Origin of the sequence: Agrobacterium sp. MS2 (assembly GCF_003261015.1) — a bacterium.
GTDB classification, from domain to species: domain Bacteria; phylum Pseudomonadota; class Alphaproteobacteria; order Rhizobiales; family Rhizobiaceae; genus Agrobacterium; species Agrobacterium pusense.
Window position 1 is genome coordinate 149763 of record NZ_QLNF01000072.1, and the last position, 19304, is coordinate 169066.

At 59.1% G+C, this 19304-nt stretch carries 19 protein-coding genes; 14 read left to right on the forward strand and 5 right to left on the reverse strand.

Going from position 1 to position 19304, the window contains the following annotated elements; all coding sequences use genetic code 11:
• Window positions 1–132: 132 nt before the first annotated feature.
• The 6 genes from cckA (at window position 133) to DOU54_RS19605 (ending at window position 8151) form a co-directional block, all read left to right on the forward strand.
• Complete coding sequence (gene cckA / locus DOU54_RS19580) at window positions 133–2721, forward strand: cell cycle histidine kinase CckA (RefSeq protein WP_006697576.1); 2589 nt, start codon at window positions 133–135, stop codon at window positions 2719–2721.
• Window positions 2722–3005: 284 nt separating this feature from the next.
• Window positions 3006–3362: an ATP-dependent Clp protease adapter ClpS gene (gene clpS, locus DOU54_RS19585; protein ID WP_113381071.1), complete on the forward strand. Its 357-nt coding sequence runs from the start codon at window positions 3006–3008 to the stop codon at window positions 3360–3362.
• A 10-nt stretch (window positions 3363–3372) separates the two neighbouring features.
• The gene (gene clpA, locus DOU54_RS19590) at window positions 3373–5880 is read left to right on the forward strand and encodes an ATP-dependent Clp protease ATP-binding subunit ClpA (RefSeq protein ID WP_004441518.1); all 2508 of its coding nucleotides are present in this window, start codon (window positions 3373–3375) and stop codon (window positions 5878–5880) included.
• A 165-nt stretch (window positions 5881–6045) separates the two neighbouring features.
• Entirely contained in the window at window positions 6046–6804 is a 759-nt protein-coding gene (locus tag DOU54_RS19595; RefSeq protein WP_113381072.1) for an AzlC family ABC transporter permease, read from the forward strand.
• Window positions 6801–7145, forward strand: a complete 345-nt coding sequence (locus DOU54_RS19600; RefSeq protein ID WP_162719197.1) for an AzlD domain-containing protein — start codon at window positions 6801–6803, stop codon at window positions 7143–7145. Before DOU54_RS19595 ends, DOU54_RS19600 begins: the two co-directional genes overlap by 4 nt.
• A gap of 55 nt (window positions 7146–7200) precedes the next feature.
• Window positions 7201–8151 (forward strand): phosphatase PAP2 family protein, encoded by a 951-nt coding sequence (locus DOU54_RS19605; protein WP_113381073.1) that lies wholly within the window; start codon window positions 7201–7203, stop codon window positions 8149–8151.
• Here the strand turns inward: DOU54_RS19605 and DOU54_RS19610 are convergent.
• Window positions 8135–9010 (reverse strand): LysR family transcriptional regulator, encoded by an 876-nt coding sequence (locus DOU54_RS19610; protein ID WP_113381074.1) that lies wholly within the window; start codon window positions 9008–9010, stop codon window positions 8135–8137. The genes DOU54_RS19605 and DOU54_RS19610 overlap by 17 nt on opposite strands.
• A 109-nt stretch (window positions 9011–9119) precedes the next feature.
• Here DOU54_RS19610 and DOU54_RS19615 point away from each other — a divergent pair, with 109 nt between their 5' ends.
• Complete coding sequence (locus tag DOU54_RS19615; RefSeq protein WP_113381075.1) at window positions 9120–9971, forward strand: urea carboxylase-associated family protein; 852 nt, start codon at window positions 9120–9122, stop codon at window positions 9969–9971.
• Between the two features lie 185 nt (window positions 9972–10156).
• Here DOU54_RS19615 and DOU54_RS19620 read toward each other — a convergent pair whose 3' ends face one another.
• Genes DOU54_RS19620 through DOU54_RS19635 form a run of 4 tightly spaced genes read right to left on the reverse strand, consistent with a single transcriptional unit; the run spans window position 10157 to window position 13008 of the window.
• Entirely contained in the window at window positions 10157–10588 is a 432-nt protein-coding gene (locus tag DOU54_RS19620) for an HIT family protein (RefSeq protein ID WP_113381076.1), read from the reverse strand.
• A gap of 37 nt (window positions 10589–10625) precedes the next feature.
• Window positions 10626–11804, reverse strand: a complete 1179-nt coding sequence (locus tag DOU54_RS19625) for a GNAT family N-acetyltransferase (RefSeq protein WP_113381077.1) — start codon at window positions 11802–11804, stop codon at window positions 10626–10628.
• Window positions 11801–12541, reverse strand: coding sequence for a glycerophosphodiester phosphodiesterase (locus DOU54_RS19630; RefSeq protein ID WP_162749574.1), 741 nt, complete (start codon window positions 12539–12541; stop codon window positions 11801–11803). The genes DOU54_RS19625 and DOU54_RS19630 overlap by 4 nt, the downstream gene beginning before the upstream one ends.
• A complete protein-coding gene (locus DOU54_RS19635) occupies window positions 12538–13008 on the reverse strand; it encodes a RidA family protein (protein WP_004441543.1) in 471 nt (156 codons plus the stop codon). Before DOU54_RS19635 ends, DOU54_RS19630 begins: the two co-directional genes overlap by 4 nt.
• 116 nt (window positions 13009–13124) lie before the next feature.
• Between DOU54_RS19635 and DOU54_RS19640 the strand changes: the two genes are divergently transcribed.
• The 7 genes from DOU54_RS19640 (at window position 13125) to DOU54_RS19670 (ending at window position 19289) form a co-directional block, all read left to right on the forward strand.
• The gene (locus DOU54_RS19640; RefSeq protein WP_004441545.1) at window positions 13125–13967 is read left to right on the forward strand and encodes a cell envelope integrity EipB family protein; all 843 of its coding nucleotides are present in this window, start codon (window positions 13125–13127) and stop codon (window positions 13965–13967) included.
• A 192-nt stretch (window positions 13968–14159) separates the two neighbouring features.
• Complete coding sequence (rpsB, locus tag DOU54_RS19645; RefSeq protein ID WP_003502558.1) at window positions 14160–14927, forward strand: 30S ribosomal protein S2; 768 nt, start codon at window positions 14160–14162, stop codon at window positions 14925–14927.
• A gap of 357 nt (window positions 14928–15284) precedes the next feature.
• On the forward strand, window positions 15285–16211 hold the full coding sequence (gene tsf / locus DOU54_RS19650) for a translation elongation factor Ts (RefSeq protein WP_004441554.1): 927 nt from the start codon (window positions 15285–15287) through the stop codon (window positions 16209–16211).
• Between the two features lie 97 nt (window positions 16212–16308).
• Window positions 16309–17031, forward strand: a complete 723-nt coding sequence (pyrH, locus tag DOU54_RS19655) for a UMP kinase (protein ID WP_003502561.1) — start codon at window positions 16309–16311, stop codon at window positions 17029–17031.
• 61 nt (window positions 17032–17092) lie between these two features.
• Window positions 17093–17650 (forward strand): ribosome recycling factor, encoded by a 558-nt coding sequence (gene frr / locus DOU54_RS19660; RefSeq protein WP_004441558.1) that lies wholly within the window; start codon window positions 17093–17095, stop codon window positions 17648–17650.
• Between the two features lie 62 nt (window positions 17651–17712).
• Entirely contained in the window at window positions 17713–18456 is a 744-nt protein-coding gene (locus tag DOU54_RS19665) for an isoprenyl transferase (protein ID WP_004441561.1), read from the forward strand.
• Window positions 18456–19289 (forward strand): phosphatidate cytidylyltransferase, encoded by an 834-nt coding sequence (locus DOU54_RS19670; RefSeq protein ID WP_004441563.1) that lies wholly within the window; start codon window positions 18456–18458, stop codon window positions 19287–19289. The genes DOU54_RS19665 and DOU54_RS19670 overlap by 1 nt, the downstream gene beginning before the upstream one ends.
• The last annotated feature ends 15 nt before the right edge of the window (window positions 19290–19304 follow it).

Here is a 19304-nt window from a genome sequence, read left to right on the forward strand (position 1 = left end):
TGCGTTTTAAGCCTTTGTGTCGCTGCGGAGCTTTTTGAGGGTCGAGCGAGTTGCTACAAGAAATTCTGCTGCCCGATTCCGTCCGGAGTGCGGGACTGTTTGAATGACGACCTGCACGACTGCGAGGCCAAGATGACACGGGTGCGCGAGACAAGCGACAACGACCTTCCGCTGGTGGACAGGCGTGCCCGTTCCGGCACGGTGTTGCGCATTCTGCTGCTGGCGCTGGTGCTGATCGCCGCTGCCGCCGCCTTTGTCTATTTCAAGGATTCTCTCGAAAACGAAATCGTGCTCGGCATTCTTGGTGTGCTGGCCATGATGGGCATTTTCTTTCTGGTGTCGTCGATCATCGGTTTCATTGAGGTCATGCCGCAATCGCAATCGGATGGGCTTGCACGCCGGTTTCTCTCTGCCCACCCCGATGGTACGCTGATAACAGATGCCAAGGGGCATATGGTTTATGCCAACGCCACCTATTGCAGGATGAGCGGCACCACCAAGGCGAGCGATATCCAGAGTCTTGAAACATTGCTGTCGCGCAGCCGGGAAGCGACGGAGGCTCTTTACCGTCTCATCAACATGCTGCGCGAAGGCCGCGACGGCTACGAAGAATTTCGCCTTCTGAAACCGCTGGGCGAGGATTCCAATGCGGGGCCACACTGGTACAGGCTGAAGGGCAGGGTGCTGAAGGATTCGGGCGGCGAGGGGCTGCATGTCTTCCAGATTGCCGATATCACGCCAGAGCGCGAAGATCAGGAGCGCTTTTTCCGCGAATTGCAGAATGCCATCGATTACCTCGACCACGCGCCGGCCGGTTTCTTTTCCGCCGGTCGCAAGGGTGAGATCGTTTATCTGAACGCCACTCTGTCGGAATGGCTCGGCATCGATCTCGCACAGTTTTCGCCAGGCTCGATGACGGTCTCGGACATCGTCGCCGGCGAGGGCATGGCGCTGATCGAATCCGTCCAGCCCCAGGGTTCAGCAAAGCGCACCGAAATCCTCGATCTCGACATGCGCCGGGTGAACGGCCAGAGCATGCCGGCCCGCCTCGTCCACCAGGTCACGGCAAAGGACGGCGCGCCGGGTGAGAGCCGTACCATCGTCCTGATGCGGCCCAAGGGGCAGGAGGATACCGAATCTTCCTCCGCCATGCGCTTCACGCGCTTTTTCAACAATACGCCGATGGCGATTGCCTCGCTTGACGGCGATGGACGCATCCTGCGCATCAATGCGCCTTTCCTCAAGCTGTTCTCCGGCGTTGTCGGGCGCGACGATATTGATCGCGGCGTGGCACTCGAGACAGTCCTTCACGACAATGAAAAGCCGCGCCTTGAACAGGCGCTCGCCGAGGCCAAGGACCGTCAGGGCGATATCGCGCCCTTCGATTCCCGCCATCCGAGCGACGAGACGAGGCATTTCCGTTTCTACGTCAATGCCGTCATCGACCAGGACGACGAGGCGCCGGAGGAGGTGGCAATCGTCTATGCCATAGAGGTGACAGAGCAGAAGGCGCTCGAAACCCAGATGGCGCAGACGCAGAAGATGAACGCGGTGGGCACGCTCGCAGGCGGCATCGCCCACGATTTCAACAACGTGTTGACCGCCATCCTGCTGTCGTCCGACCATCTGCTCTTGCAGGCGCGTCCGGCCGATCCGAGCTTCGCCGATCTGATGGAGATCAAGCGAAACGCCAACCGCGCCGCCGTACTGGTGCGCCAGCTTCTGGCATTCTCGCGCAAGCAGACGATGCGCCCGGCAATCCTCAACCTGACGGATGTGATCGGCGATCTGCGCATGCTGGTGGACAGGTTGATTTCCGGCACCAATGTCAAGCTGGAGGTCGATTATGGCCGGGACCTGTGGCCGGTGAAAACAGACCTGTCGCAGTTCGAGCAGGTGCTCATCAATCTCTGCGTGAATGCACGCGACGCCATGCCCGATGGCGGCAAGATCACCATCAGGACACGCAACGTCGACGCAGAAGAGATCGCCGCGCTCGGCCGTCCCGAATTCCCGGCCGAAGACATGGTGATGGTGGAAGTTGCCGATAACGGCACGGGCATCCCGCCGGAGATCATGGACAAGATTTTCGAACCGTTCTTCACCACCAAGGAAGTGGGCAAGGGCACGGGCCTCGGGCTGTCGATGGTCTACGGCATCGTCAAACAGTCCGGCGGCTATATTTATCCCGAATCGGAAGTGGGCAAGGGAACGGCCTTCCGCATCTACCTTCCGCGCCACGTGGTGGAGGCGGTTCCCGGCACTGGACAGCAGCCAGGCGAGGCGGCGCTTGCGCCGGTCGCCGCGGCCGAGCCGGTGAAGGAGGAGCCGCTGGACCTCACAGGCAAATCCGCCGTCGTGCTGCTGGTGGAAGACGAAGAGGCGGTGCGGCGTGGCGGCAAGCGCATGCTGGAAACGCGCGGCTACACCGTGCACGAGGCAGGCTCCGGCACTGAGGCGCTGGAGGTGATGGAGGAACTGGAAGGCAAGGTGGATATCGTCGTTTCCGACGTCGTGATGCCTGAGATGGACGGCCCGTCGCTGCTGAGAGAGCTGCGCAAATCCTATCCAGACCTGAAATTCATCTTCGTTTCAGGTTATGCCGAGGACGCCTTCGCGAAAAACCTGCCGGCTGATGCCAAGTTCGGTTTCCTGCCCAAACCCTTCTCGTTGAAGCAGCTTGCCATCGCCGTGCGCGAAATGCTCGACGACAAGGAGTGAGACCGGCGCCGTCGAACCGAATTCGGCAGAGCGGCCGCCTGTCGCAGCCGTCCGCATTTGGCGCGAAGGCGCGCCCATGCGGGCGAGGTATGTCTTCTCGGACTTCGGTTACCTGTCATATCCCGCACTTTTCGCGAGGTTTGCCTCTTCGCAAACGCAATAGTGATTGCACCGTCGCGCAAGGGGCTTAAAATCGCTTCTTAACGACCTAAATATGGAGAGGCGAAGTTCTCCCTCCTGGCAATCAGCTGTCGGTTTGAGAACAGTTTGGAGAATGATGAAAGATGATCGCTAAGCCGATCTACATGCAGGGCGAGGGCGAAGGGGAAGACGGGGGCGGTGCTAACCGTGGAACGTCTGTTATCACCCGCGTTAAGCCGAAGACGAAAAGACCGAATTTGTACCGTGTTCTTTTACTGAATGACGACTACACTCCCATGGAATTCGTCATTCACATTCTGGAACGGTTTTTCCAGAAAGATCGTGAAGCGGCAACCCGCATCATGCTGCACGTGCACCAGCACGGCGTAGGCGAATGCGGGGTGTTTACATATGAGGTCGCAGAGACGAAAGTAAGCCAGGTCATGGATTTCGCCCGACAGCACCAGCATCCGCTGCAGTGCGTCATGGAAAAGAAATGAGGATCGCAACGTGCCAACTTTTTCCCCGAGTCTCGAGAAGGCGCTGCACCAGGCACTGACCTTTGCAAATGAGCGTCACCACGAATATGCGACGCTCGAACATCTCCTTCTGGCGCTGATCGACGACGCGGATGCCGCAGCCGTCATGGGCGCCTGCAACGTCGATCTCGATGCCCTTCGCAAGACTGTCAGCGATTACGTCGACAATGAACTGACCAACCTCGTCACCGGTTACGACGAGGATTCCAAACCCACATCCGGCTTCCAGCGTGTCATTCAGCGCGCCGTGATCCATGTTCAGTCATCCGGCCGCGAGGAAGTGACCGGCGCAAACGTGCTTGTGGCGATTTTCGCCGAGCGCGAGAGCCATGCTGCCTATTTCCTGCAGGAACAGGAAATGACCCGTTACGATGCGGTCAACTACATCTCTCACGGTATCGGCAAGCGCCCCGGCACGTCCCAGACGCGCACGCCGCGTGGCGCTGACGAACCGGAAAGCGAAAACAAGCCGAACCGCAGCAATCCCGAGGAGGACGGATCGTCCGCCAAGAAGCAGCAGGATGCTTTGAAGGCCTACTGCGTCAACCTCAATGAAAAGGCGAAAAACGGTAAGATCGACCCGTTGATCGGCCGTCACGACGAGGTCAACCGCACCATCCAGATCCTCTGCCGCCGCTCCAAGAACAACCCGCTTTATGTGGGTGATCCGGGCGTCGGCAAGACGGCGATTGCCGAAGGGCTTGCCAAGCGAATCGTGGAAGGCAAAGTGCCGGAGGCGCTCGCCAATGACACGATCTTTTCGCTCGACATGGGCACGCTGCTGGCGGGCACCCGTTATCGCGGTGATTTCGAAGAGCGTCTGAAGCAGGTCGTCAAGGAACTCGAAGAGTACCCGGGCGCGGTCCTGTTCATCGATGAAATCCACACCGTCATCGGTGCGGGCGCGACCTCCGGCGGCGCGATGGATGCGTCTAACCTGCTGAAGCCTGCGCTTTCGTCGGGTGCAATCCGCTGCATCGGTTCGACCACCTACAAGGAATATCGCCAGTTCTTCGAGAAGGATCGTGCGCTCGTGCGTCGTTTCCAGAAAATCGATGTCAATGAGCCGTCGATTGATGACGCCATCGCGATCATGAAGGGCCTGAAGCCCTATTTCGAGGATTACCATCACCTCAGATATTCCAATGAGGCGATCAAGGCTGCCGTTGAACTGTCGGCCCGCTATATCTCGGACCGCAAGTTGCCGGACAAGGCGATCGACGTGATTGACGAAACCGGTGCAGCGCAGATGCTGCTGCCCGTTTCCAAGCGTCGCAAGCTGATCACCGAACGGGAAATCGAGGCCACCATCGCGACGATGGCCCGTATTCCCGCGAAGACGGTGTCCAAGGATGACGAGATGGTTCTCGCCAACCTCGAAAAGGAACTGCGCTCCGTCGTTTATGGTCAGGACATCGCCATCGAGGCGCTTGCCACGGCCATCAAGCTGGCCCGTGCCGGTCTGCGCGAACCGAACAAGCCGATTGGCTCCTATGTCTTCTCGGGCCCGACAGGCGTGGGCAAGACGGAAGTGGCCAAGCAGCTTGCCGCCTCGCTCGGCGTCGAGATGCTGCGCTTCGACATGTCGGAGTACATGGAACGTCATACCGTGTCGCGCCTGCTTGGTGCGCCTCCCGGCTATGTCGGCTTCGACCAGGGCGGTCTCCTCACCGATGGCGTCGATCAGCATCCGCATTCCGTGGTGCTGCTGGACGAAATCGAAAAGGCGCATCCTGACATCTACAACATCCTGTTGCAGGTGATGGACCACGGCTCGCTGACCGACCATAACGGCAAGAAAATCGACTTCCGCAACGTCATCCTCATCATGACGACCAATGCGGGCGCTTCCGAAATGGCGAAATCCGCCATCGGTTTCGGTTCTTCGCGCCGCACTGGTGAAGATGAAGAGGCGATCAACCGCCTGTTCACGCCGGAGTTCCGCAACCGTCTAGATGCGATCATTCCGTTCTCGCCGCTCCCGACCGCCGTTATCCACAAGGTCGTGCAGAAGTTCGTCATGCAGCTGGAAACCCAGCTCTCCGAGCGCAACGTCACCTTCGATCTGCATGAAGATGCGATCTCCTGGCTGGCGGAGAAGGGTTACGACGAGAAGATGGGCGCCCGTCCTCTGTCTCGTGTGATCCAGGAGAACATCAAGAAGCCGCTCGCCAATGAAATTCTCTTTGGCAAGCTGAAGAAGGGCGGCGTCGTCAGCGTCACCGTCGGCAAGAAGGATGACGGTGCCGATGGCCTCATACTCGAGGTTCTGCCGGAGACCGCACCCGTCAAGCCGCAGCCGGAAGCCGAACTCAAGGCGGCGAAGTCCCCGGGCAAGGCAAAGGCGAAAACATCTTCCAAGGCTGCTAAAGCGAAGGAAGAGGCGGATGTCCTCGTCGCCGAAGCTGACAAGTCCGACGATGCCGAAAAGCCGCGGCGCAAGGCCAACGCCGTACCGAAGGTACCGAAGAAGAAGTGACCGCGGTCTTTGATCGATAAACAGATGCCGGGCGAAAGCCCGGCATTTTTATGCATGAAGCGTGCCGCTCTTTAATGGAATCGGCGGCAAGTCTTCATTTCTCCGTCTGTATGACGTTGCCGCGATGCCACGGCATTTCAGACGACATGCACGAGTGGGTTCGCAATGCAAAATGCCGATAGCGACACCATCCCATTGCGCGGCTGGTTTTTCAGGGGGATGCAGGGCATTTTCTCGTTGCCCTCCCTTATTCTCATGACGTCCTTCGTCGGTTTCAGCGCATTTGCACTGGAATCGGGCGTAGCCCGCGGCGAAGCCGTGTTCATGACGCTGTTCATCTGGGCGTTGCCCGCCAAGATGATCCTGATCGGCTCCATGGTCGGCGGCGCCAATCTTGCCGCCTGTTTTCTGGCGGTGACATTGTCATCGGTCCGTATGATGCCGATGGTCGCTTCCATTATTCCCGAAATGCGCGGCGCGAAGACGCCGACCTGGATTTTACTGTTCCTTTCGCATTTCGTTGCGATTACGGCGTGGGTCTTTGCAACACAGAACCTTTCAAAGGTGCCGCGGGAGGCCCGCGCCGTCTGGTTTGCCGGGTTTGGCATCACGCTCACCGTCGTCAATGCCATCATCGTTGGCTTGTGTTACGGTGTCGTCGCCGCGTTTCCGCCGCTGGTTGCTGGTGTCCTGTTCTTCCTGACGCCGGTTTACTTCATCGCGTCCATCTGGGCTTCCGCGCGCCACTCCGTCGTCAAGGTCGCCTTTGTCATCGGCGTCATCGCCGGTCCGGCCTTTGCGGTCCTCGCACCCGAATTCGACATCCTTTATGCCGGTATCGGTGGAGGCACGGTGGCTTATGCAATTGATCGCCTCATATTCCGCCGCAGGATGAAACCGGCCTCACCGGAGAGTGAACCATGATGAGCGACCATTGGTGGGCACCCTATCTCTTCATCGCAATCGCAGGCTGGCTGGCGACCGATCTCTGGCGCTGGCTCGGTGTTCTCGCCGGTAACCGGTTGAAAGAGGATTCCGAGGCGCTTTATTGGGTGAGGGCGGTTGCCACGTCACTCGTCATGGCGGTCACCGCCAAGCTGATCGTGTTTCCGACCGGAACGCTTGAGTCCTCGCCGATGTGGCTGCGTATCGGTGCGGCAGTACTCGGCTTTGTTGCCTTTCTGGCCGCCGGCCAACGCGTCATCGTCGGCGTCGCGGTGCCGATCGTGCTCCTGGCAGGCGGACTTTTCGCGCTGGGTTTCTAACCTAGTATTAAAACTCCCTGTTTAGACTGCGCGATCAAAACAGGGATCCAGCGCCATGCGATTATTTGCAGCGGAACGTTTCGTCGTTGGCTTTATCGCTTTATTATTTGTCGTTGATGCAGCCTTGATTGCAGCAAGGGGCATCAGCGTGGATTATGCCGGGTACTCCCTGTGTGTATTCGCGGGTGCCGGCGTCTTTCTTCTTGGTCAATTCTATCGCAGAAGCGGGCGCGATTACCGTATCGCCGCCGCCCTCATGTCGGGAGGGCTTTTTATCCTCTTCACGCTCGCGGCCTCCATCTTCAACTATATGTTCCTGCCAATTGCGTTCCCGACGATCGATCATGTGCTCTTCGCTGTGGACGCGGCATTTGGCTATAGTTGGAAGGACATTGTCATCTGGGCGGCAACGCATCCGTGGATCGGGACAATCCTGTTCTTCGTTTATGCGACATCACTTCCCCAGCTTCTATTGATTGTCCTCACTCTGGGCTTTACGGGCAAGAACCGGCTGCTGCATCATTTCCTCGTCACCGGGGTGCTGGGCGCTTTTGCGAGCATTGTTTTCTGGATATTTTTCCCGACATTCGGACCATCTGCCTATATGGAGCTGCCCCAATGGGTCTCCCAGGCAATTCCTCTGGCGGTGGGCAATGAGTATGGGCAGGAACTGAACCGTCTTGCGACGCAGGGAGTTGGCTACCTTTCCCCTAAAAGCGTCCTGGGACTTATCGGTTTTCCGTCGTTCCACATCTTCATGGCGGCAATGTCTGTCTGGTTCGCACCAAGGCACTGGTGGGCGATGCTCGTCATACTGCCGCTTAACCTGTTGATGCTGCCGGCCGTCCTCGTGCAGGGCGGGCATCACCTCTCGGATGTTTTTGGCGGTCTCGTCGCTTTTGCCATCATCTGCGCTGTCTCGGGCCGGTTGCTCCAATGGTTGTCGGCAAAAGAGCGCATGGAAAGGACGGCCGAGGCGGCCGGGCAGGTCATGGTGGCGGAATAGTCCCGGCTTCGCGTGCTTCTGCCAACAGCCAGTTCGCCAGAAGCCTCGCCGGTGTACTCATTTCCGCCGTTTCCACCAGCCAGTAATATTTGTCCTTGTCGGCGGCGCGCTCGAAGAGAACGGTCAGTTCGCCTTTCGCAATCTCGTCACGCAGAAGTGCTGTCGGACAGAGACCGACGCCCTGGCCGGCCTTCAGCGCTGTTACGAGAAGATTGAAATCCGCGAAAATCGGGCCAGTGCTATTCGGCGGGACCGTGTCGGCGGCGGCGAACCAGGCGCGCCAGGCCATTTCGCTATCGTCATGCAGCAATTCCGCCTGCAACAGGCTGGCAACCGCGCTGAATGGACCGAATTGGTCGGCGTAACCGGGAGCGCAGGTGGGGCGTGTCTCGGCGCTGAAAAGCGCCACGGCATTTGGCCCGGCAGACACGCCATGCTCTATGGTGAGATCGGCCGGCACGGCCTGCCTGGCGCCGAGATAGCTGATGGACACTTGAATACCGGGATGCATCGCCCGGAAACGCGGAAGCCGCGGCGTCAGAAAATGCGCAATGACTGAAGGCAGGCTGGCGAGACGGACCGTGATGCGATCGCGACGGCCGCGAATGCGTTCTGCGCCGGAAGCGATCTGCCTGAGGCTTGAGGAAACCGTGCCGCCGAAATCCTTCCCGGCTGGCGTCAGCGTCACGCCCCTGGCATGCCGTTCGAAGAGTGCAACACCAAGCCATGCCTCGAGATTGCGTATATGCTGGCTGACGGCGGTCGCCGTCATGCCGAGTTCAAGGGCGGCCAGGGCAAAACTGCCTTTCCTGGCGGCCGCCTCGAAGGCGCGGAGAGTGGTGAGCGGAGGCAACATCATGAGAAACAAGGGTAAGTAAAACTTGGTCTGAGCGCAAGAAGAACCCATCTTGTCACCCGGGCATTCGTACCGCAATTTCCCTCCGACATTACATTGCTCAGAGGATTTCATGCCCCTAACGCCTGTTGCCGAACCCGAAGACGCCGCCGCGTGCCGCGCCATTTCGCCTGTCGTCGTTTACCCGAACGGCACACTTGAGACTCCCGACCTTGCGCTTTTGGAAAAAGCACGCGGGAGCATGGAAAAGATCGATGAGGTTATAGTGCCGCCGCGTGACGGCCGAACCTTCAACGTTCCGAAGGGCCATTTTTTCCGCATCGTCAGTATCGAAGGCCCGCAGGTGGGGGATTTGAACCTCTGGAATGCGCATGATCTGAATGAACGGTTTTTTAGCGGCAAGACCCGCGCGCTGCATGCCACCCATGTTTCTGTCGGCAACCGGTTGTGGAGCAACCTGCCATCCCTTCGGCCGATGGCGACCATCACCCATGACACGCTGTCATGGTATGGCTGGGACGAGGACGGCGGCGGTGTGCATGACGTGATCGGCACGCGCTGCGATCCCTACACGAACAAGCTGCTCAGCGGCGGCGATTATCATCATTGTTGCCACTCCAACCTCACGAACGCGCTTGCTTCCGCCAAGGGCCTTTCGTTCCGGCAGGCGGAGCCGCATGTTCATGATGTGTTGAACGTCTTCATGTGCACGGGGTTCACCCGCGACACCCACCAGTATTTCATGAAGGCAAGTCCGGTGCGCCCGGGCGACTATCTCGAGTTCTTTGCGGAAATTGATCTCATCGGCGCGCTGTCCGCCTGCCCGGGAGGCGATTGCAGCTCCACGCATTCCAGCGATACGGCGGCCTGTTATCCGCTGCAGGTAGAGATTTACCGGCCGGATCCGACGATGCTTGAAGGCTGGCCATGGCCGGAGAGGAATGCCTATCGCCCTCCGGCGTGACTGCAAACAATATTGCCGCCGTGTGCGTTCCCGAACGGGCCAGAGGATGATGCCGCGCGTGCAGCCAGGGCGCTTCTGCGCCTTAAAGCTAGCGCGATCGAGAACTTGATCGCGCCAGCCGAGGGATCGGGTCTGTCACACGGCGTGCGGAGGCCGCGACAAACGCGCAGATGTCTTGGCGCCCGTCACGAGGCGAGCGCCGCCTTTATCTTCTCTGCGTGAGCCTTCAGCACTTCACCATCGGCCATCACGCCCGAGTGCGACTTCAGCGGCTCGCCTTCCTTGCGTGGAATAACGTGGAAGTGCAGGTGGAAAACGGTCTGGCCAGCGGCCGGTTCGTTGAACTGGGCGATGAAAACGCCGTCCGCGTCGAAGGCTTCCTTTGCCGCGACTGCGAGTTTTTGCACCACCGGAATGGTTTTCGCCAGCACTTCGGGATCGGCGTCGAGCAGGTTGCGGGAGCCGGTTTTGGGAACGACGAGCAGATGGCCCGGGGCCTGCGGCATCACATCCATGAAGGCCAGAGTATGCTCGTCCTCGTAAAGCTTATGGCTCGGAATTTCGCCGCGCAGGATTTTTGCGAAGATATTGTTGTCGTCATAGGCGCTGGCCGTCATTCTGCTCTCTCCGTATGTCGGACTATGCGTCCGGTTCCTATCTTTCGCCCTTGCGGAAAGGCGTGTGTTCATCAAGGTAATCGCCGATATGCTCGACCTCTTCGCGCTCCCGCTGAAGATAATCGGCAATGGCGCGGCGCAGGCCCGGGTGGACGATGAAATGCGCCGAATGGGTGGTGACCGGCACGTAGCCGCGCGCCAGCTTGTGTTCGCCCTGCGCACCGGCTTCCACCCGTTTCAAACCCTTGGACAGCGCAAAATCGATCGCCTGATGGTAGCAGACCTCGAAATGCAGAAAAGGATGATCCTCGATGCAGCCCCAGTGCCGGCCGTAAAGCGCGTCCGAGCCGATAAAGTTGATCGCACCGGCAATATAGCGCCCCTCGCGTTTCGCCATGACCAGCAGCACGTCATCGGCCATTCGCTCGCCGATCAGCGAATAAAATTCCCGGGTAAGATAGGGCCGGCCCCATTTACGGCTGCCGGTATCCATGTAGAAGGCGAAAAACTGGTCCCAGATGTCCTCCGTCAGGTCGGAACCCGTCAGCCAGTCGATCTCGATGCCGTGTTCCAGCGCTGATCGGCGTTCCTTCTTGAGCCCCTTGCGCTTGCGTGATGACAGCGCATCGAGGAAATCGTTGTGATCGCGATAACCGTCATTGATGAAATGGAATTGCTGGTCCGTACGATGCAGGAAATCGCCTGGCAGAAGAGCGGATAGGTCATCCTCTTGCAGAAACGTGACGTGAGCCGAGGAAACGCCGATCTTCTCGGTCACTTGTGCGAGACCGGAAGCAAGTAGCGGCTTGAATCGTCCGACATCTTCGCCGTTGGCAACCAGCAGCCGCGGGCCCGTCGCCGGGGTAAAGGGCACCGAGCATTGCAATTTCGGATAATAATGCCCGCCAGCCCGCTCGAAGGCATCTGCCCAGCCGTGATCGAAGACGTATTCGCCCTTGCTGTGGTTTTTCAGGTAGGCAGGAACGGCACCAATGAGGGTGCCTGCAGCGTTTTCCAGCAGCAGGTGGTGCCCCAGCCAGCCAGTCTTGGCGGTCGCCGAGCCAGAGTCTTCCATAGAAGACAGGAATTCATGCGATATGAACGGGTTGTAAGATTTTCCTGATGCATCGCGCGATGTTCCGGAAAGCCGTTTCCAGCTCTCCGGATCGATGTCCGCGAAGGACTGCGCAATGCTGATGGAATAATCTTCTGTCATGCAGTGGTGGACGGGTTCTCTCTCGGGTCGAAACCTTCGAATGTCATCTGGTCCGCATATTTATAGGTCGTCTCGCGCGCATTTTCATCCCTGACCGTCCAAGTAATCACCGGAAGCCCGAGTTTTCTTTGCGCTTCGATGAAGCTGTTGGGCAGGTGACCCCAATGATAGGAGATGAAATCGAGCCCCAGTTGCATGGCGTCGTCATGTCTGAAGAAGTCCTCCGGCCTATCGCCTTCGGCCGTCAGCCCAAGCGGCCAGGGCGAGCCCGCAGCCTTCAGGTCCTTCAGCAGATGGTGGTCGAAGCTCATCAGCGCCACGTGGCCGTTATAGCCCTCGAGGTCTTCCAGCACCGCTTCGGCAAAGCCGTCATCGACGCCTTCGCCCTCGCGGCCCTTCAGCTCAATAACCAGCGGCACCTTGCCGGCCACGAGAGCCAGAAGCTGCTTGAGGCTCGGAACGCGATCCTTGGTTTGGCCGACGGAAAGCATTGCCAGTTCCGCCGAGGTGCGTTCACGCACATCGCCCTTGATGCCGGTCAGCCTTTCCAGGTCGTGATCATGGAAAACCACCGGCACACTGTCGGCCGCCAGCTGAACGTCGCATTCGATCGCAAAACCGGCCTCGACGGCGCGGGAAAAGGCGGAGAGCGTGTTTTCCCAGACCGCCTTGTTGAGATCATGATAACCGCGATGGGCGACGGGCTGGGCCGTCAGCCAGGAAAGTTTCAGTGTCATACGTCGATTTCCACGATGGCGTCGATTTCGACCGATGCATTGAAGGGCAGGGCGGCCATGCCGACGGCGGCGCGGGCATGTTTGCCGGCTTCGCCCAGAACATTGGCGATGAGGTTCGATGCACCGTTGATGACGAGATGTTGCTCAACGAACTCGGGAACGGAAGCCACAAAGCCGTTCAGCTTGATGACGCGGCGGACTTTCGACAGATCGCCATTCAAGGCGGCCTTGACCTGTGCGAGAATGTTCACGGCGCAAAGTTCGGCTGCGCGCTGGGCGCCTGCCACGTCGACATCGCGGCCAACGAGGCCCGTCACCGCAATCTTGCCAGATTCCATCGGCAGTTGACCCGATACATAAAGCAGATTGCCGCTGATGGTGAACGGAACGTAGTTTGCGGCTGGTGCTGCCGCAACAGGAAGCGTAAAGCCTAGTTCCTTGAGGCGGCCTTCGATGACGTCCGACATTTTCGTCTCCGGTTTTGTTGTAAATCCTTCAAGAATCCGGCATTCAGAAGATGTTGATCCAAAAGCCGGGCGGTTGCTTGTACAATATGAGCGGCGAGTCCAACAGGAGATATTGCATGTTTGTCAGGACGCTTGGTTTCGTCGCCGCAACAGGGCTTATGACCGGCCTGTCGAACGCCGCCAGCGCCTTGCCCGTCGCGGTTCCCGATCTCATTGCACATCGCGCCGTCTACGACCTCGAACTCAAGGATGCGTCCGATCGCTCCGGCATCGAAGGCATGACTGGTCGCATGGTCTATGAGTTCACCGGCTCCGCCTGCCAGGGTTACAAGACGGATTTCCGTTTCGTAACGCAGATCAACACGGGCGATGCCGTGCGGATGACGGATCAGCAGACGACGACGTTCGAAGACATTGCCGCCAAGAAATTCACCTTCGAGACCAAGTCCTACACCGATGACAAGCTGGACAAGGAAGTGCAGGGGGCGGCAACCGACAGCAGCGATGGCGTGAAGGTCGACCTGACCCGTCCGGATGCCCGCCAGGTCAGTCTGGTCGCAAGTGAATTCCCGACACAACACATGTTTCAGGTCATCGAGCACGCGAAGCAGGGAAAGCGCATTTTCGAATCCCGTATTTTCGATGGGTCGGATGATGGTGATGAAAGCCTGATCACCTCGACGCTGGTCGGCAAGGCGCAGACACCGAAGGACGGGGACGCGGATGCCGGCAAGGCGGGCGATTTCGCTAAGGCCGCCTTCTGGCCGGTGACCATCGCCTATTACAACGACAAGACCGGCACCGACGCTTTGCCGATCTACCGCATGTCGTTCAAGCTTTATGAAAACGGAATCACCCGCGATCTCACCATGGATTACGGCGATTTCGTTCTGACGGGAAAGCTTGCGAAGCTTGATATTCTCAAGCCCGAAACCTGCGAAAACAAGCCCGTGCGCTGAAACGGGGCCATTTGCGCGGTTTTTTCGCATAATCGCTTGCATTTTTAAGCGGGCGACTGTATGCGGCTCACCATTCCACACGCGAAGCTTGGGATGTTCCGGGAGAAATCCGGTCCGTTCCGCCCGGTGGTGTCGATGAAAATCGGCGCTGTTCGCTTCGCGGGGGTTAAACCGGAAAAGGAGTAACAAGGCATGGCATTGCCCGATTTTTCTATGCGCCAGCTTCTGGAAGCTGGTGTTCACTTCGGCCACCAGACGCACCGCTGGAACCCGAAGATGAAGCCGTACATCTTCGGCGACCGTAACAACATCCACATCATCGACCTGGCTCAGACCGTTCCGATGCTGTCGCGCGCCCTTCAGGTCGTGTCCGACACCGTTGCCCGTGGCGGCCGCGTTCTGTTCGTTGGCACCAAGCGCCAGGCGTCCGAAATCATCGCCGACAGCGCAAAGCGTTCGGCCCAGTACTACGTCAACTCCCGCTGGCTCGGCGGCATGATGACCAACTGGAAGACCATCTCGAACTCGATCCAGCGCCTGCGCAAGGTTGACGAGATCCTGAACTCGGAAGGCTCCGGCTACTCCAAGAAGGAACGTCTGAACCTTGAGCGCGAACGCGAAAAGCTTGAAAAGGCTCTCGGCGGTATCCGCGATATGGGCGGCGTTCCGGACCTGATGTTCATCATCGACACCAACAAGGAAAAGATCGCGATCGAAGAAGCCAAGCGTCTTGGCATTCCGGTCGTTGCGATCATCGACAGCAACTGCGATCCGGATCACATCGACTACCCGATCCCGGGTAACGACGACGCGTCGCGCGCCATCTCGCTTTACTGCGACCTGATCGCACGCGCTGCCATCGACGGTATTGCCCGTCAGCAGGGCGCTTCCGGCCGCGACATCGGCGCTTCTGAAGAAGCTCCGATCGAGCCCGCTCTCGAAGACGAGGCTGGCGCCTGATATAGGCCCTGTCTGGCGGCGATCCCGTATCGCCGTCTCCTCGACCAGGATATGACAAGGCCGTCAAAGACCTTCAATGGGTTGACGGCCTTGTTTGTTTCTAACCGCTCCGCCACGGTTTCTGGAAACCACAGGCGTCCGAGGTGGTTGGAACGGCAGGCAGTCTTCATAACGCTGTCACACTAGAGCGGCACCCATCATTTCGATGTTTGGCGACGCCGCAGCACTTGGGAATGCGCATGCCCCTTGTCGGAACCTCAGGGTTTCAAAGGGTATGCGGCCGGGTACAGTCATCACCCAGAACTTCGGCACGGCAAATTCCGCCGGCTGACCGATCGAACCGATAAGAGGCACACAATGACCGAAATCACAGCCGCAATGGTGAAGGAACTGCGCGAAAAGTCTGGCGCAGGCATGATGGACTGCAAGAAGGCTCTTGCTGAAACCAATGGCGACATGGAAGCGGCGATCGACTGGCTGCGCGCCAAGGGCATCGCGAAGGCCGACAAGAAGTCCGGCCGCACGGCTGCCGAAGGTCTGGTCGGCGTTGCCACCATGGGTCACAAGGCTGTCGTTGTCGAGCTGAACTCGGAAACCGACTTCGTTGCCCGTAACGACGCTTTCCAGGATCTCATCCGCGGCATCGCCCAGGTTGCTCTCTCCACCGATGGCACCGTTGACGCTGTTTCCGCTGCCACCTATCCGGCAACCGGCAAGTCCGTTTCGGACAGCATCAAGGACGCGATCGCAACGATCGGCGAGAACATGACGCTGCGTCGTTCCGCTGCGCTGGAAGTGCCGCACGGCGTTGTCGCGACCTACATCCACAACGCTGCCGGCGACGGCATCGGCAAGCTCGGCGTTCTCGTTGCGCTGAAGTCGGAAGGCGACAAGGCAGTTCTCAACTCCATCGGCCGCCAGGTTGCCATGCACATCGCTGCAACCAACCCGCTCGCCATCCGTGCTGAAGAAGTCGACGCTGCCGTTGCTGAGCGCGAGCGCAACGTCTTCATCGAACAGGCCCGCGAATCCGGCAAGCCCGAAGCCATCATCGAAAAGATGGTTGATGGCCGCATGCGCAAGTTCTTCGAAGAAGTCGCCCTTCTGTCGCAGGCTTTCGTCATCAACCCCGACCTGACCGTCGGCGCTGCCGTCAAGGAAGCCGAGAAGGAAGCTGGCGCTTCCATCGAAGTTACCGGCATGGTTCGCCTGCTGCTCGGCGAAGGCGTCGAAAAGGAAGAAAGCGATTTCGCAGCTGAAGTCGCAGCCGTCGCCAAGGGCTGATTATATTTACCCAATCTTGGGAAAACGGGAGGGCATCGCGTGACAACGCGGTGCCCTTCGTGTATCCGCGTTTCGGTTACATTTCCGAGGAGTCATGATGTCTTCCAAGCCGATCTACAAACGCGTTCTTCTCAAGGCTTCCGGCGAAGCCCTCATGGGTGATCAGGGTTTCGGTATCGATGTGGCGGTGGCCGACCGCATTGCCTCCGATATCGCCGAGGCAAGGGCGATGGGCGTTGAAGTCGGCGTTGTCGTCGGCGGCGGCAATATCTTTCGCGGCGTGGCCGTGGCATCCAAGGGCGGCGACCGCGTCACCGGCGACCATATGGGCATGCTGGCAACCGTCATCAACGCGCTGGCCCTTGCCACCTCGCTCCGCAAGCTCAGCATCGACACTGTCGTTCTTTCGGCAATCGCCATGCCCGAGATCTGTGAGAGCTTCTCCCAGCGTGCCGCCCTTCATCATCTGGCCCAGGGCCGCGTGGTGATTTTCGCCGGCGGTACGGGCAACCCGTTCTTTACCACCGATTCCGCTGCTGCACTGCGCGCCGCCGAAATGGGCGCAGAGGCGATCTTCAAGGGAACCCAGGTGGACGGCATCTATTCCGCTGACCCAAAGAAGGACCCGACGGCAACCCGCTTTGACGAGCTGACCCATAGCGAAGTGCTCGGCAAGGGGCTCGCGGTCATGGATATCGCCGCTGTCGCCCTTGCCCGCGAAAACCACATCCCGATCATTGTTTTCTCGATCCATGAGAAGGGTGGTTTTGCACAGATATTGACCGGCGGCGGCCGCAAGACCATCGTGCACGACAAATAATCCAAAACGATGCCGCCCCTGGGGCGAATACGGCCGCTGGCCGACAAGATGGAGTATCAAGATGAGTGGTGTTGACCTCAACGATATCAAGCGCCGTATGGATGGCGCCATCAATGCGTTCAAGAGCGATATCGCGTCGCTGCGCACCGGCCGCGCGTCGGCCAACATTCTGGACCCAGTGACCGTCGACGCCTACGGTTCGCGTGTGCCGCTCAACCAGGTGGCCAACATCACCGTTCCCGAGCCGCGCATGCTCGGCGTCAACATCTGGGACAAGTCGATGGTCAACGCTGTCGACCGCGCCATTCGCGAATCCAACCTCGGCCTCAACCCGATCGTTGACGGCCAGAACCTCAGAATTCCGCTGCCTGAACTCAATGAAGAGCGCCGCAAGTCGCTCGTCAAGGTCGCCCATGACTATGCCGAAAAATCCAAGGTGGCGATTCGCCATGTCCGTCGTGATGGCATGGACGGTCTGAAAAAAGCCGAAAAGGATGGCGACATCGGTCAGGACGAAAGCCGTGGCCAGTCGGAAAAGGTGCAGAAAATGACCGACGACACGATTTCGGAAATTGACCGCTTGCTTGCCGAGAAGGAAAAGGAAATCATGCAGGTCTGATATCGCCTGCGATAGACCTGTCTTTTCCGTTTAATTCCGCGCTGCCCTGTTACTGGATCGATATGCCGACGACGACACGTTCCTCCATACCCGAGCACGTCGCCATCATCATGGATGGCAACGGCCGCTGGGCAAAGCAGCGCGGCCTCCCGCGCGTGATGGGGCATCGCCGCGGTGTGGAGGCCGTGCGCGAGACCGTGCGCGCGGCCGGTGACTGCGGCATACGCTATCTCACCCTCTTCGCCTTCTCGTCGGAAAACTGGCGCAGGCCCGAATCCGAGGTAAGCGACCTGATGGGGCTTTTGAAGGCTTTCATCCGCCGCGACCTTGCCGAACTGCACCGCGAGAACGTCCGCGTGCGGATCATCGGTGACCGGCAGGGGCTGAAGAACGATATTCGCTCGCTTCTGGAAGAGGCTGAGCAGATGACGGCCGACAACACCAAGCTGACGCTGGTGATCGCCTTCAACTACGGCAGCCGTGACGAGATCGCTCGCGCGACGGCGTCAATCGCCCTTGATGTTGCCGCAGGCAGGCTAGACGCCGCTTCCATCACCCCCGAGATGATTTCGGCCCGGCTCGACACCTCGGGCATTCCTGATCCTGACCTGATCATCCGCACCAGCGGCGAGGAACGCCTGTCGAACTTCCTGCTCTGGCAGGCGGCCTATTCCGAGTTCCTGTTCATTCCGGAATATTGGCCGGACTTCGACCGGCAGCTCTTCTTCTCCGCAATCGAGCAATATGCAACGCGTGACCGCCGCTTCGGTGCACTCACCGAGCAGGTTGCCGTGGCAGGCGCCTGATGAGCCGAGAACTCAGACTGCGGATTGTTTCCGCGATCGTCATGGCCGCGGTCATTCTGGCCGCAACCTGGTATGGCGGCATTCTGTTCCGCATCGTTGCGGGCCTTCTGGCGATTCTCATCTATTATGAGTGGTCGACGATTACCCGGATGTCGGAGAGCAATCCGACCGGCAACGCCTGGGGCTGGTTTTCCGTCGCCGTCATTGCCGGCAACACGATTTTCGGCGAATCCTCGCTCGACCTGCCGCTTTTGTCAGGCTTCACGCTGACAGCGGCGCTGTTTCCGGTATTGCGCGGCAAAAACTGGTGGCTGGTGGGGGGCATTTTTTATGCGGGTCTGAGCGGTATATCACTGGCGGCCATCCGCGGTGACGAACTGACGGGCTTTGTATCCATCCTGTTCATTTTCGCCGTTGTCTGGTCAACGGATATTCTTGCCTATTTTGTCGGACGCGCCATCGGCGGGCCGAAGCTGGCGCCTTCTATTTCGCCCGGCAAGACGTGGTCCGGCGCGATTGGCGGGGCGGCGGCGGCCGTGATCGGCGGCGCGGCAGTCTCCATGGCCTATCACGGACGCATCAGCTTTCTGGTGCTGGGGCTTGCACTCCTTCTTTCCGTGTTCAGCCAGATCGGCGATCTCTTCGAATCCTTCGTGAAACGGCGTTTCCAGGTCAAGGATTCAAGCCATCTCATTCCTGGCCATGGTGGCTTCATGGACCGTGTTGACGGTCTTGTTTTCGCCTGCTTTACGGTATTCCTCATAGCTTTCGTGCACGCGGCGGCAACCGGCGATGTGCCCGGGTCGGGCGGCGGTCTGCTGCCGGGTTTCTAAGCGGCACGAAAGGTC

Coding starts and splice junctions, on each gene's coding strand:
- DOU54_RS19630 (WP_162749574.1), bottom strand. CDS start 12,541: ATGACACTGAAACTTTCCTGGCTGACGGCCCAGCCCGTCGCCCATCGC.
- rpsB (WP_003502558.1), top strand. CDS start 14,160: ATGGCATTGCCCGATTTTTCTATGCGCCAGCTTCTGGAAGCTGGTGTT.
- DOU54_RS19625 (WP_113381077.1), bottom strand. CDS start 11,804: ATGACAGAAGATTATTCCATCAGCATTGCGCAGTCCTTCGCGGACATC.
- DOU54_RS19640 (WP_004441545.1), top strand. CDS start 13,125: ATGTTTGTCAGGACGCTTGGTTTCGTCGCCGCAACAGGGCTTATGACC.
- DOU54_RS19610 (WP_113381074.1), bottom strand. CDS start 9,010: ATGATGTTGCCTCCGCTCACCACTCTCCGCGCCTTCGAGGCGGCCGCC.
- DOU54_RS19620 (WP_113381076.1), bottom strand. CDS start 10,588: ATGACGGCCAGCGCCTATGACGACAACAATATCTTCGCAAAAATCCTG.
- DOU54_RS19670 (WP_004441563.1), top strand. CDS start 18,456: ATGAGCCGAGAACTCAGACTGCGGATTGTTTCCGCGATCGTCATGGCC.
- DOU54_RS19665 (WP_004441561.1), top strand. CDS start 17,713: ATGCCGACGACGACACGTTCCTCCATACCCGAGCACGTCGCCATCATC.
- DOU54_RS19615 (WP_113381075.1), top strand. CDS start 9,120: ATGCCCCTAACGCCTGTTGCCGAACCCGAAGACGCCGCCGCGTGCCGC.
- pyrH (WP_003502561.1), top strand. CDS start 16,309: ATGTCTTCCAAGCCGATCTACAAACGCGTTCTTCTCAAGGCTTCCGGC.
- DOU54_RS19595 (WP_113381072.1), top strand. CDS start 6,046: ATGCAAAATGCCGATAGCGACACCATCCCATTGCGCGGCTGGTTTTTC.
- tsf (WP_004441554.1), top strand. CDS start 15,285: ATGACCGAAATCACAGCCGCAATGGTGAAGGAACTGCGCGAAAAGTCT.
- DOU54_RS19605 (WP_113381073.1), top strand. CDS start 7,201: ATGCGATTATTTGCAGCGGAACGTTTCGTCGTTGGCTTTATCGCTTTA.
- cckA (WP_006697576.1), top strand. CDS start 133: ATGACACGGGTGCGCGAGACAAGCGACAACGACCTTCCGCTGGTGGAC.
- clpS (WP_113381071.1), top strand. CDS start 3,006: ATGATCGCTAAGCCGATCTACATGCAGGGCGAGGGCGAAGGGGAAGAC.
- DOU54_RS19600 (WP_162719197.1), top strand. CDS start 6,801: ATGATGAGCGACCATTGGTGGGCACCCTATCTCTTCATCGCAATCGCA.
- frr (WP_004441558.1), top strand. CDS start 17,093: ATGAGTGGTGTTGACCTCAACGATATCAAGCGCCGTATGGATGGCGCC.
- DOU54_RS19635 (WP_004441543.1), bottom strand. CDS start 13,008: ATGTCGGACGTCATCGAAGGCCGCCTCAAGGAACTAGGCTTTACGCTT.